The 13199-nt window shown below is 73.1% G+C and carries 9 protein-coding genes and 1 pseudogene; 6 read left to right on the top strand and 4 right to left on the bottom strand.

The annotated features are described in order from the left end of the window. The first annotated feature begins 277 nt into the window (after positions 1-277). Positions 278-1009 carry a dienelactone hydrolase family protein gene (locus tag DTL70_RS15250; protein WP_114022455.1) on the top strand — a complete coding sequence of 244 codons (732 nt, stop codon included), beginning with the start codon at positions 278-280 and terminating at the stop codon, positions 1007-1009. 197 nt (positions 1010-1206) lie between these two features. On the opposite strand, the gene DTL70_RS15255 is transcribed toward DTL70_RS15250, so the two are convergent. The 3 genes from DTL70_RS15255 to DTL70_RS15265 all read right to left on the bottom strand — a co-directional run bounded on the left by DTL70_RS15255 (position 1207) and on the right by DTL70_RS15265 (position 5564). Then, positions 1207-3240 (bottom strand): CocE/NonD family hydrolase, encoded by a 2034-nt coding sequence (locus DTL70_RS15255; protein ID WP_114022456.1) that lies wholly within the window; start codon positions 3238-3240, stop codon positions 1207-1209. Between the two features lie 113 nt (positions 3241-3353). Beyond that, a complete protein-coding gene (locus DTL70_RS15260) occupies positions 3354-4631 on the bottom strand; it encodes an ATP-grasp domain-containing protein (RefSeq protein WP_114022589.1) in 1278 nt (425 codons plus the stop codon). A 318-nt stretch (positions 4632-4949) separates the two neighbouring features. Beyond that, positions 4950-5564 (bottom strand): TetR family transcriptional regulator, encoded by a 615-nt coding sequence (locus tag DTL70_RS15265; protein WP_114022457.1) that lies wholly within the window; start codon positions 5562-5564, stop codon positions 4950-4952. Between the two features lie 71 nt (positions 5565-5635). Here DTL70_RS15265 and DTL70_RS15270 point away from each other — a divergent pair. Continuing rightward, positions 5636-6121: pseudogene (locus DTL70_RS15270) on the top strand (SRPBCC family protein); the annotation flags it as partial. Between the two features lie 35 nt (positions 6122-6156). Here DTL70_RS15270 and DTL70_RS15275 read toward each other — a convergent pair. Continuing rightward, a complete protein-coding gene (locus tag DTL70_RS15275) occupies positions 6157-7020 on the bottom strand; it encodes an MOSC domain-containing protein (RefSeq protein WP_114022458.1) in 864 nt (287 codons plus the stop codon). A gap of 258 nt (positions 7021-7278) precedes the next feature. Between DTL70_RS15275 and thiI the strand changes: the two genes are divergently transcribed. The 4 genes from thiI (at position 7279) to DTL70_RS15295 (ending at position 13197) form a co-directional block, all read left to right on the top strand. Continuing rightward, the gene (gene thiI / locus DTL70_RS15280) at positions 7279-8643 is read left to right on the top strand and encodes a tRNA uracil 4-sulfurtransferase ThiI (RefSeq protein WP_484421901.1); all 1365 of its coding nucleotides are present in this window, start codon (positions 7279-7281) and stop codon (positions 8641-8643) included. Between the two features lie 305 nt (positions 8644-8948). After that, entirely contained in the window at positions 8949-10019 is a 1071-nt protein-coding gene (locus DTL70_RS15285) for an enoyl-CoA hydratase/isomerase family protein (protein WP_114022459.1), read from the top strand. Positions 10020-10170: 151 nt separating this feature from the next. Then, entirely contained in the window at positions 10171-13038 is a 2868-nt protein-coding gene (lanKC, locus tag DTL70_RS15290; protein WP_114022460.1) for a class III lanthionine synthetase LanKC, read from the top strand. Between the two features lie 36 nt (positions 13039-13074). Next, on the top strand, positions 13075-13197 hold the full coding sequence (locus DTL70_RS15295; RefSeq protein ID WP_114014651.1) for a SapB/AmfS family lanthipeptide: 123 nt from the start codon (positions 13075-13077) through the stop codon (positions 13195-13197). The last annotated feature ends 2 nt before the right edge of the window (positions 13198-13199 follow it).

Raw genomic sequence — 13199 nt, forward strand, 5'->3', positions numbered from 1 at the left:
TCCCCCCGGCGCCCCGGGGCGCGCCCACCGGGCCGGTGGCCCGGCACGGGCGGCGCGCACTGCCGGGTGCTGCTGTCCTGATGCCGCGTCAGGCGAGGTTCGTATGCCTGTTCGCCTACCCGGGCCCGAGGGGAAGTCCTTCGTGATATGTTCCTGCCGCCGTGCACTGCTGCGCACCGAGGAGGTGAGACCGATCATCGCTGCGACAGGTCGGGCCTCCCTCCCCCGCATGGCCTAGGGAGCGCCCGCAAAGGCATCCCGAAAGGCTTGCAACGCTATGCGCTTCCTCTCTGAGACGTCGTCCGACGGCGTCCGCGAACAGCTCTTCGAACTCGGTGAGATCCCCGGCGTGCTGTGGACGCCGGAAGGCGCCCTCGACGCTCGTCCACTCGTCTTGATGGGACACGGCGGCGGGCAGCACAAGAAGGCCCCCGGCGTCCTGGTCCGCGCACGCCGCTTCGTGACGGAACTCGGTTTCGCGGTCGTGGCCCTCGACGCGCCCGCCCACGGCGACCGGCCGAAGGTCGAGGAGTACGACCGGATCGTGACCGGGAACCGGGCTCGCATCGAGGCCGGTGCAGAGCCGGCTGAGCTGATCGCCGGATTCCAGGCGCGCGTGGCACGCCAGACCGTGCCGGAATGGCGGGCGGCCCTGGACGCGGTCCAGCAACTCGACTACGTCGGCGCCGGCGGGGTGGGCTACTGGGGGGTCTCGTTGGGGTGCGGACTCGGCGTTCCGTTCGTCGCCGCCGAGCCCCGGATCCGCGCGGCGGTACTGGGCTTGGGCGGGGCGCCGGCCTCTGCCGAGGCCGCCGAGGCGATCACCGTCCCGGTCGAGTTCCTGGTGCAGTGGGACGACGAGCGAGTGCCGCGAGCCCAGAGCATGGCGCTGTTCGACGCCTTCGCCTCGACCGAGAAGACGCTGCACGCCAACCCCGGCAAGCACGGGGAGATACCGGCATTCGAACTGGACAGCACGCTGAGGTTCTTCTCCCGGCACCTCGGCTGATGCCGTATCGGTCACCGCTCGCCCCGTAGCGCGCAGAGCGCGGAGGGCGCATGTCCCGGCGAACGCGAGGTCTCACCTCCGCCAGCGTGCTCGCGGTCGCCGGGGCAGCATCCGGTCATGGCCGGCGCACACGCGGACGATGAGGCCCTGGATCCCGCGGCTGGCGCCGACCCGTGAACTGAAGCACCGGACAAGGCTCAGAGGCAGTCACGAGGCACCGTCTCGTTCCAGGTGCGGGAGAAGACCCTGTCCCCCGACACGTAGGCGTCCAGGGTCGCGTGCACGTGGAAGTCCTCCTCTGTGCAGGTCAGTACGGTGCGGGTGACCGCCTTGGCCTCCCACCCCGGGCGCCGGAACGTCATCGTCCAGGCGGATTCGCCGCCGACGGAGGTGAAGTCGTCGGCCATCGCCGTGTACCGCTCGTAGGCGCGCCGGCCGACGTCAAGACCGATGTGGTCCACGTGCTCGAAGCCGCGGTCCTTCACGATCTCCAGCTCGTGGTGGTAGTCGATCAGGTCGCGCTTGACGTCCCAGCGCTCCTCCGGCGGGGTGAGCGTCGTGGTCGTCAGCGGCGCGGCGCCCTCGGGCTCGCCGAACTGGCCGCGCGGGGCCTCCCCGTCGGCGCGGGGGCTGCGTACCGGCAGCGTGAGACTGCTGGAGCCCTGGTGGACGCTCAGCAGCACGGGGCGCGGCGGCGGCCAGGCCAGCGGCCAGTACGAGGTCGACAGCGACAACCGGATGCGGTGCCCCGGGGGAAAGGCCTGCGCGACCCCGTTGAGCCGTACGGTGGCGCGGCAGCGCGCCCCGGGCTCCACCGGCTCCGGCGTGCCGGTGCCCTCGCGGTGGCTGAGGTTGAGCACACCGTAGGTGACGCGGGTGGCGCTGCCGTCGGGGGCCACGTCGGACAGCCGCGCGGCCACCTGCGCGACCGGTTCACTGGCCGTCAGGTCCAGCTCCACGCTGGGCGAGCCGAGGATCTCCACGCGCTCGGTCAGCGGATCCGTCTCGAAGACCAGCGAGCCCCCGTCCTCCTCCCGCTGGTCGTAGGGCAGGTCGGGCGGCGCGTTATAGGACGCCCACTTGCCGGCGAACTGGCCGACCGACAGCGGGGAGCGCACCGTCAGCGGCTCGCCGGGTCCCCCCTCGCCGGCCGGCTCCCCCGGCGGGCGGATGCGGTACTGCGTCAGCGGGTGGACGACCTCGTCGATCTGCGGCGAGGGCCACTCGGGCTCGATCACCCACCTGCCGGGCCGCTCCTCGTACGCGGTGGAGGGCGGCACGCTGTCCTGCATCCAGGCGCTGAGCATGGGTCCGTCCATGACGCCGTTGTCCGCGCCCTTGAGCCAGTGGTCCCACCAGCGGACCACCTCCTGGAGGTAGCCGATGGCCGGGCCCGGCTCGCCCAGGTGCGGGAACTTGTGCGACCAGGGGCCGATCAGTCCGCGGCGCGGCACGTCCAGGTGGGCGAGCAGCCGGGTCACGGCGTTGGAGTAACCGTCGGCCCAGCCGCTGGAGGCCAGCACCGGGCAGCGCACGGCCTGGTAGTCCTCGCAGACGGAAGCGTGCCGCCAGTAGTCGTCGCGCCGCTGGTGGCGCAGCCACTCCAGCACCCACGGCTCGGTGCCCTCCAGCCGTTCGCGCCACATCGCGCGCCAGCGGTCGCCGACCACGGCGGGGTCGGGCGGGCAGGTGGCGTAGGCGAACATGGTGCCCGCCTCGGCCAGGTTGTCCGACAGCAGCGCGCCGCCCATGTAGTGCATGTCGTCGGCGTACCGGTCGTCGGTGAAGGAGGCGATGACGATGGCGCGCAGGCTCTCCGGCTGCCGTGCGGCGACCTGGAGCGCGGCGAAGGCGCCCCAGGAAATCCCCATCATGCCGGTGTTGCCGTCGCACCAGGGCTGCTCGGTGAGCCACTGCAGGACGTCGAGCGCGTCCTGCTGCTCCTGCTCCAGGTACTCGTCCTCCAGCACCCCGTCCGAGTCGCCGGTGCCGCGCAGGTCGACGCGGACGCAGACGTAGCCGTGCCCGGCGAGGTAGGGGTGGTGGATCGAGTCCCGTACGGCCGTCAGGTCACGCTGGCGGTAGGGGATGTACTCCAGCACGGCAGGCAGGGGTTCCTGGTCCGTGCAGACGGGGCGCCAGATGCGGGCGGAGAGCCGGGTGCCGTCCGGGAGCGGCACGCTGGTGGTCTCCTCCTTCGTCTCGTACGGCAGGTTGTGCACGGTGCGCATGGGCGCGGTCCGCCTCCTTCCCGTGGTGCGGTCGGCCGGGTCGGTGGCCGCTGTCGGCCGGACGCGGGGCGCTGTCGTTCGCCGGTGCGCCGCCGCGTCCGGCTCGCTGGTCGTCACTCCTGCGGAGCGTCGCTGTGCTCGCCGCCGGGCGGTGTGCCGTGCAGGCCGAGGGCCGCGATGGCGCGGTCGTACTTCTCGCGCAGTGCGTCGTCGTCCTCTCCCGCGGTGAAGACGTGGGCGAGTTCGTAGCTGTAACTGTCCTGCTGGGACAGGTTCGCCAGCTGTTGTCCCTGTTCGGGGACGACGTCGATGACGACGCCTGGGATCTCCTCCGCCACCCGGGCGATCTCCCGCTCGGAAGGCACGCGGTGGGCCACGCCGTCGGTGAACCAGCGGTGGTACCACTTCGCGGCGCACTGATAGGGGCCCGCGCGGTACGGGAGGGCCGGATCGCGGCCGAGGGCGAGGGCCACCATGCAGTGGTGGTTGGGCACCCCGTCGACGAAGTCGAACAGTTCGGCGTGCGACTGCGAGTGCCGCGGATTGATCTCCAGCAGCCTGATCGCGTCCGTGCCCGGGTCGTAGAAGAACTCGATGCTGAAGGTGGCCGCGTCCATGCCGATCTGCCGGATGACCCGCTCGGAGACGTCGATCAGCCGCTCCTGGACCTGCGGCGGGAGGCTGCTGGGGTACTGGTGCCGCAGGAAGGACGAGGAGTCGGGGTAGGTGATGGAGTCCAGCACCCCGTAGACGGTGACGGCGCCCTGGTGGACGTATCCCTCGACGGCCACCTGGAGCCCGGTGAGCGTCTCCTCGGCCAGGCAGACCATGCCGCCCACTCCGGCCATCTCCTCGGGCAGCTCGATCTGGTCGAGGACGTACTCGAACGGCCTGCCGACCCGGGCGATGCCCTCCCTGATCTTCGCGACGGCCTCGCGGAACTCCTCGATGTTCTCGACCCCGTAGGCCAGCTCCGAGGAATAGGCCAGGGCCGGCTTGACCCACATGGGGAAGCGGACGCCCTCGGGTGGCTCGGGCTCAGCCGCCTCCATGTCGACCCTGCCGAAGCGGGGTATCTCGTCGATGGCCTTCTGCTGTTCCAGCCTGCTCCAGTACTTGTGTTCGCACTTGACCACCGACTCCAGCCCCGTGCTGCGGGTGCCGTACCGCTCGGCCAGCAGCGGGATCATGGTGGAGACGGGGAAGTCCCAGTAGCCGACGACGGCGTCGACGCTCCCGTCGAAGGAGTCGAGGACGCCGCGGGCCCGCTCCAGCAGGCCGGGCACCGAGACCTCGTCCTCCTGGAGTTCCTCGGGGCTCAGCAGCGGGTGGAAGCGGCAGTGTTCCGCTCCCGGGACCGCCTCGAGTGTGGTGCGGTTGGTCTCGTCCATACCGAGCACGAAGACGTTCGCGACGTCCGCTGCCGGCTCCTGCCGGACCGGCCGCGCGGGCGCGGCCGTCCGCTGCTGTGGGGCCGTCTCGTGCTCGACCTGGCCACGCGTGATGTTCCTGGCTGGGGGCACGGGTTCTCTCCACGTCGCTGTTCCGGTAGCACCCCGGGTCGCCCCGGGACCGCGGGGGCCGCTGGCCCACCCCGACGGCCCGGGGCGGGTAGCCCGGCGGCGGGGGGAGAAACCTGCCGTGTGAGGAGGGAGAGCGCAGCTGTACGGCGAGGGTCCGGAAGGTCTCCGGACTCCCCGGATCCCGCGTCAGCGCCGCTCGGACACCGTGGCGAGGAGGGCTTCGGCGCAGTCCTCGACAAGGGACTCGGCGTAGCCGGGAAGGGCGCCGCTCGCGCGCAGATGACGGCGCACGACGGAGAGCGGGAGGTCGATCAGGGCGAGGGTGAGGCGCTCGGTGGCCTCCGCACCGTGGGCGCCGAGCCGCTCGGCGAGCGCGCCGACCTCGGCGAAGACCCGCGCGTTGCCCCGGTCGGCGCGCCGGCGGTGTTCCTCGGACCAGTGCGCGCGGTCGAAGTCCTCGGGCCCGTAGCCGAGGAGGGCTGCCTGGTCCGGGTGGGCGCGGCTCCAGGCAACGACGTGCCGTGCGGCGGCGCGGCCCGCCACGCGCGCCGCGTCCGCCGTGGGGAGGGGCTGGTCGGCCAGGTGCCGCCGGAAGCCGTCCTGGAACCGTTCCACCGTGCGCAGCCACAGTTCGGCCAGCAGCGCGGTGCGGCCGGGGAAGCGGTGGTAGAGAGAGCCGCTGGGCGCTCCGGCCTCCCGGGCGACGGCGGTCATGGTGACGCCGCAGGGCCCCGCGGTGGCGGCCAGGCGGAGGGCGGCGTCGAGAAGTCGGTCGGTGTCGAAACGGGGTGGCCTGGCCATGTGCGGCAGCGTAGCCTGACCGTATTGGAGATTCCTCTCTAGAACGCGTGCGAAGGCAACGGAGGGACACCATGCAGGTCTGCAACGTGCACGAGCGACTGCTGCCCGCGACCCGCGCCGAGGTGGGCGCGCTGCTGGACTCGCTGTCCTGCGAGGACGACCGGCTGTGGCCGCACGGCACGTGGCCCGCGATGCGGTTCGACAGGCCGCTGGCCGAGGGCGCGGCGGGCGGGCACGGCCCGGTCCGCTACACCGTCGCCGCCCATGTCCCCGCGACCTGGGTGCGCTTCACCTTCACCGGGCCACGCGGCTTCGACGGCTTCCACGAGTTCGCGGCCTTCGCCGTCGACGCGCGGCACACCCTGCTGCGCCACACGCTCGCCATGAGGGCGCGCGGCCCCGCCCGCCTCGGCTGGCCACTGGTGTGGCGCCCGCTGCACGACGCCTGCCTTCAGGACGCTCTGGACCGGGCGGAGCTGGCGTGCGCCGGCACGGTGACGCGGCCCGCACGGCACAGCCCGTACGTGCGGGCGCTGCGCGCGCTCGCCGACCGCGGCGGACGCTACAGCTCGGACGCGGACCCCCTTCGGCGCTACAGCTCGGACGCGCCCCAGGCCGTCACCTCCACCGGGTCACCGACCGCGAGTGTTCCGGGGCGCAGCACCGCGAACTTGGCGCCGAACGCGACGCCGCCCTCGGCCGCGCGGCGGTAGGTGGCGAGGGTGCGCAGCGGCTCGGGACCGCGCTTGGCCGCCGAGTCCTGTGCGACGAGGGTGACGGCGCAGCGGATGGCCAACTTCGCGTAGCCGAGTTCGCTCCCGCCGATCCGCAGCCGCCGTGCTGTGTCCTCGGCGTACTCGGCATGCTCGGCGTGCTCGGCGTCCTGCTCCCCGTTCCAGCCGTCGACCACGATGTTGGGCCGGAAGCGGGACATCGGCAGCGGTTCGGCGCCCCGGTCGGCGAGCCGCTTGTTGAGGTGGTCGAGGCTCGCGCGGGAGACGAGGTGGACGGCGCAGCTGTCCGCGTACCGCGAGGTGCCGGGTGTCAGCCCATCGGTGATTCTGCCGTTCTCCGGCGGCACCCGGAACAGCCTGCTGCGCGAACCGAGGACCTCCGAGAGCCAGTCGGCCGCCTCGTCGCCCTGGTCGATGCCGCGCAGCGGCCGCCCGAGCATGTCCACCCCCCGGCGCGGCCCGGCCAGGTCGGCCTCGACGTGCAGGGCCTCGGCCCCCGGCGCCCGCAGCGTCAGCCGCTCCCCCGCAGGCGTGCGGGTCACCTCGGGGCTGATGAGGGCCAGAGCGGGGTCGCGGCGCTGGGTGCGGCCCACCCCTTCCGACGTGGTCACCAGGAAGCCGCGGTCGCCGGCGATGCCGGCGGGTTCGAGGGCGGCCTCCCGCAGCGGGACGGCTGCGCACCCTTTGACGGGGTAAGTGACCAGCTCGACGACCTCGGCCATGCGATGTCCCTTCGGTGACGGACGGAGCGCGGCGCCGACGGACCCGGGACAGGGCCGGTTCCACCCGCGAGTGCGGCACCTCGAAGGACTCTAGTCAGCCTCCGCGGGGGCGAGGAGAGTGGTCCTCCTCACCCCTGCCCGCCGCGCGAGGGGCCGCACACCTGCCGCTCCGCGCCCCCGGCCCCTCCCGAGCGGGACGAGGGAGCGGTGGGGCGTGCCGGAGGGGTCGCATAGCCTGTCGGGCAGGAGGGAAGTTCCGTGACGATCCATGGGCCCCGTCCCGCCCCCGAGGGACATCCGCACGACAACGCGGGCACGACCCGGACCACGACCGTGCCGGAGCGCGACGCGCCCGCCGGAGCGGCGACGCACGCGTACGCGGCGCCGGACGCCGACGCGGTGGAGTGCGTCCTGCTCAAGCACGGTGAGGTCTTTCTCCGTGGCCGCAACCGCGCACGCTTCGAGGAGCTGCTGCACGACAACCTGCGGCACGCGCTGCGTCAGCTGCCCGGCGAGACGTGGGTGGAGAGGGGCCGCAGCGTCACGACGGTGGGCGGCGAGCCCGGTCTCGACACGCTCGTGGGCAGCGCGCGCCGCGTGATCGGCTTCAACCTCGTACAGCCGGCGGTGCGGGTGGGCAGCAGCGTGGAGACCATCGGCGACCACGCCGTGCGGGCGCTGCGCCGGGTCTGGCAGGAGCGGAGCGGCGGCCGCGGGACGCTCAGCTTCGCGGTGCGCGCGAAGCGGCGGGACAAGTCCTTTCCGCTCACGTCCTCGGTGCTCGCGGCGGCCATCGGCGAACGGGTGTGCGCCCGGACGGGGGCGCGGGTCGACCTCTCGTCCCCCGACGTGGAACTGACCGTGGAGGTCGACAGGAAGGGCAGCTACCTGTCCTGGACGCGGCTGCGGGGGCAGGGCGGCCTGCCGGTGGGCTCCAGTGGCCGGGCGCTGGCCCTGCTCTCGGGGGGCTACGACTCCCCCGTCGCCGCCTACCGCGCCATGCGGCGCGGGCTGGCCTGCGACTACGTCCACTTCACCGGCGCGCCGTACACGGACGCCGCCTCGGTCTACAAGGCCTACGCGCTCGCGCGGGAACTCAACAGGTTCCAGCCGGGGCGCACCCTGTGGGTGGTACCGCTGGGCAAGGCGCAAAAGCAGCTGGCCGTCGCGGGCGCCGGACGGTTCCAGGTCGTGGCGCAGCGCAGGCTGATGGCGCGTACGGCGAGCGCACTCGGACGGCGGCTGGGCGCCGACGCGCTGGTGACGGGCGACAGCCTGGGGCAGGTGGCCAGCCAGACGGTGGCGAACCTGGCGGCCGTGGACGAGGCGGCGACGCTGCCGCTGCTGCGCCCGCTGCTGGGCTGGGAGAAGCAGGAGATCATCGACGAGGCCCGCGCCCTGGGCACCGCCGACGTCTCCGTGCTGCCCGACGAGGACTGCTGTGCGCTGCTCGCCCCCCGCCAGGTCACCACCAGCGCCCGGGTGACGGACCTGCGGCGGGTGGAGCGCCGCCTGGAGCTGGACGAGCTGGTCGAGGAGCTCCTGGCGGGCGCCTGGCAACTGGAGCCGGGCACCGGATGCGGGGTCCAGGACGCCACTGCCCCGGCCCAGACCCGGGCGTGAGCGGCGCGCGGACGCCACCGGGAACGTCCGTCCGTTTCCCGGTGGCCGTGTGCTTCGTCGTTTCCGAGGTGTAAAGCGTCCCTTTGCCGGTGACTCGTGTGCGCATCCGGGCAGGTTCGGACCGAGAGCCGCCGCGGTAGCGCCCCGGCGCCGACCTAGGCGGGGCCGGGCGCGCCCCTCCGGGGAGCACGGTGTGCCGCGCCGCACACCCCGTGGTGAGGGGGCGGCGGTGGTGCCGCGGCGTGCCACGTACGGTGGCCCGCGAGAGCGTCCACCGTCGTCGCGTGCGAAGGAGCCCCGCGTCCATGTCCGAGACCGAACCGCCCGTCCTCGTCCGCAAGGACGGCCGCGTCGGGCGCCTGCTGCTCAACCGGCCGCACGCGCTCAACTCCCTCGACGGGGAGATGATCCGGCGCATCGCCGAGGCGCTCGACGCCTGGGAGCACGACCCGGAGGTGGCGGCAGTCGTCCTCGGCGGAGCGGGTGAGCGCGGCCTGTGCGCGGGCGCGGACATCCGGGCGATCCACGACGACGTACGCCGCGGCGGCGGCGCCGAATCGGCGCGGTTCTGGGCCGAGGAGTACCGGCTCAACGCGCGTATCGCCCGCTACCCCAAACCGTATGTCGCCCTCATGGACGGTGTGGTCATGGGCGGCGGTGTGGGCCTGTCGGCGCACGGCGGGGTGCGGGTCGTCACGGAGCGGGCGAAGGTCGCCATGCCGGAGACGACCATCGGGTTCGTGCCGGACGTGGGCGGAACCTGGTTGCTGTCGCGGGCGCCGGGCGAGTTGGGCACGCACCTGGCGCTGACGGCCGGCACGGTGGGTGCGGGCGACGCGCTGCTGTGCGGGCTCGCCGATCACTTCGTGCCCGCCGACCGGCTGGGCTCTTTCGCCGCGGCGCTCGCTCAGGCCGCGCCCGCCCAGGCGCTGGAGGAGTTCGCCGAGTCCGCGCCCGAGGGGACTCTGGCGGGGCACCGGGCGTGGATCGATCCCTGCTACGGCGCGGACGACGTGGCGGAGATCCTGCACCGTCTGCGCAGCAGCGGCACGACGGCCGCCAAGGAGGCGGCCGTGGCCATCGAGGGCAAGTCGCCCACCTCGTTGAAGGTCACGCTCGCCGCGCTGCGCCGCGCCCGCGGGCTGTCCTCGCTGGAGGAGGCGCTCGACCAGGAGTACCGCACGTCCGTGGCGGCGCTGTCCTCACCCGACCTGACGGAGGGGGTGCGGGCCCAGATCATCGACAAGGACCGCAGGCCGCGCTGGTCGCCCGGCACGCTGGACGAGGTCGGCGAGGCCGAGGTCGCCCGGCACTTCGCGGCCGCGCCGGGAGGCGACCTGGGGCTCGGTGCCGCCGGGCCCGGCGGCGGAATCTGACGACTTCCGTGGGGACTTCCCATGGGGCTTCGTGGGGATTCGTGCACGGGTTACCCGTGCGTTCCTCACGGCGTATTCATGACAGAACTGACTACCCCTTTCCCCTCCCCGTGCTGCACGCTTGATCCGTGCTTCCCAGGGGAGGGGAACGATGGACAAGCGGTACGAGATATTCTGTCTCGCGAACCGGCATTTCTATGACACGCCAGAACGCTTGTCGGATTCCGCGTCCCGCGAGGGAGAAACCGCGAAGGACCCGGGAGCGTTCGCCGTCTCGCACCGGCCCGTCCCCGCGGGCTGGCGCAGCACACGCTCGGGTGACTGGCTGGAGTTGCGGCCGCTGACCGGCACGTTCCCGCTCCAGGGCTGGAAGATCCACGCGTCGGCCACCTTGTGGAACGCGAACGAGATCGGCGAGGCCGTCTGGGACTACTGCGTTCCCCGGAACATTCCCTTCAAATACGTTCCGCATCGCACACTGCTCTACCTGCGCAACGCGAAATACGCCGGACGCGGCACGAGCGGGAAATTCGCCACCATTTACCCCGCCGACGAAAGCCAGCTGGAAATGGTGGTGCGGGAGTTGGGTGAGGAGCTGCACTCCAGACCCGGCCCCTACATTCTCACCGACCTGCGCTGGCGTCAGGGCCCGTTGTACGTGCGCTACGGCGGATTCGCCCCCCGGTTCTGCGTCGACCCGCACGGCCGGCTCGTCCCCGCGGTGGAGGACGCGCACGGCAACCTGGTACCCGACCGCAAGGACCCCGCGTTCCGGGTGCCGGACGGGGTGGAGCTGCCCGCCTTTCTCCGTCCCGAGCTGGCGGCCCGCGCCTCAGCGACCGTCGCGGACCTGCCGTACCGCATCGACAAGGCGCTGCACTTCTCCAACGGCGGCGGCGTCTACGGCGGCACCGACACCCGTGACGGCAGCCGGGTCGTCCTCAAGGAGGCCAGGCCGCACGCCGGGCTCGCCGCCGACGGCGCCGACGCGGTCGCCCGTCTCGAGCGCGAGAAGGCGGCACTCAACCAGCTCGCCGGGCTGCCGGTGGTGCCGGCCCTCAAGGACTGGCTGGAAGTGGACGGGCACCGGTTCCTGGTGATGGAGGAGGTGCCGGGCCAGCCCCTCAACTCCTTCTTCGCCAAGCGGCACCCCCTGCTGAGCGCCGACCCGGATCCCGAGGCGGTGTCCCGCCACACCGCGTGGGCGCTGCGCGTCCACCGGCTGGTCGCCGAGGCCGTCGAGGCGGTGCACGCGCGGGGCATCGTCTTCAACGACCTGCACATGTTCAACATCATGCTGGCGCCCGACGAACAGACGGTGACGCTGCTGGACTTCGAGGCGGCGGCGCGCGCCGAGGACGATCCACGGCAGATCGTCGCACACCCCGGCTTCCTCGCGCCCGCCGACCGCAGCCGCTACGACATCGACCGCTACGCGCTGGCCTGTCTCGCGCTCGCCCTGTTCCTGCCGATGACGACGCTGCTGGCGATCGACCGGGGCAAGGCCCGGCACCTGGCGCGGATCGCCGCCGAGCAGTTCCCCGGCGTCCCCGAGGACTTCCTGGCCGAGGCGGTCGCCACCATCGAGGGACCCGACGCGCGCGCGGCGGAGGGCTCACGCCCGGCAAGCGACACCCGCGCGGAGGACGGCACGCGCCGCGCGAAGGACGACACCCGCGCGGAGAGGCACACCCGCGCGGAGGGAGACGAACGCACGGAGGAAGACGAACGCGCGGACAGCGGCGCCCCGGCCGCCTCCCGTTCCCTCATCTCCGTGGCGGCTCTCGTGCCGGCCGTCGGCGCGCCCGGCGGCCCCGGCGACTGGCCCGCCGCGCGGGAGGCGATGGTCGAGGCCGTGCTCGCCTCCGCGACGCCCGGGCGTGACGACCGCCTCTTCCCCGGCGACGTCGCCCAGTTCGGCGACGGCGGCGGCCTGGGGCTCGCGTACGGCGCTGCCGGGGTGCTCCACGCGCTCGCCGAGACGGAAGCCGGCCACTGGCACGAGGGCGAGGAGTGGCTGCTGCGGCACACCGATCCCCCGCCGCGCGGCACCCCGCTGGGCCTCTACGACGGGCTGCCGGGGGTGGCGCTCGTCCTGGCACGTGCGGGACACACCAAGCGTGCGCTGGAGTTGACCGAGCGGGTGCTGGAGGAGAAGTGGCAGCGGCTGGGCGGTTCCCTGTTCGGCGGTCTCGCCGGGCTGGGCCTCGCTTTCGGGCAACTCGCCGAGCAGACCGGCGAGGAGGGGTTGCACACCTCCGCCGCCGAGGCCGCGCGGCTGCTCGCCCAACGGCTGGACGAGCCGGACGACGGCCGGCCAGGAGCCGACAGAGCCGGGCTGCTGCACGGCGCGACCGGCGCGGCGCTGCTCTTCCTGCGGCTGTACGAGCGGCACGGCGAGCCCGCGCTGCTCGACCTGGCGGAGCGTGCGCTCGCCCGGGACCTGGCGCGGTGCGTGCGGGACAGCGCGGGAACCTGGCAGGTGGACGAGGGACGCCGCACCATGCCGTACCTGGGCGCGGGCAGCGTGGGCATCGCCACGGTCCTCGACGACTTCCTCGCACACCACCCAGGCCACACCGCGTTCGCACGGGCCCGCGCGGGCATCCTGCCCGCCGCCCGGATGCGGTACTACGCACAGCCGGGACTCTTCCAGGGACGCGCGGGCATGCTGCTGCACCTGAGCAGGACCACGACCCCCCACGTCACCGAGGGCGACCGTGCGGCCCAGCTCGCCGGACTCGGCTGGTACGGCATGGCCTACGGGGGCGGACTCGCCTTCCCCGGCGACCAGATGATGCGACTGTCGATGGACCTGGCGACCGGCACGGCGGGCTGCCTGCTCGCTGTCGGTGCCGCCGCGGCCGTCCGCTGCGGCCGGACACCGCCGAGCCTGCCGTTCCTCCCGCCCGTGACGGGCGCCCCCAACCCGCTGTCCGACGGCGCCCACACGCCCGGCGGCGGCCCACAGACCGGCCTTGGGGACAAAGGCCGTACCGAAGCACCACCGTCCCTGTAACACACACCGATCACCCGAATGGGAAGGAACACCACGATGGCACTTCTCGACCTGCAGACGCTGGAGCCCGAGGAGCGGACCGGCGGCGGCGACGACAGCAGCGCGAGCCTCCTCCTGTGCGACAAGCACAGCTCCCACAGCACGCTCCTGTGCCTGTGACC

This window comes from Streptomyces diacarni, assembly GCF_003323715.1.
In the GTDB taxonomy this organism is placed as follows: Bacteria; Actinomycetota; Actinomycetes; order Streptomycetales; family Streptomycetaceae; genus Streptomyces; species Streptomyces diacarni.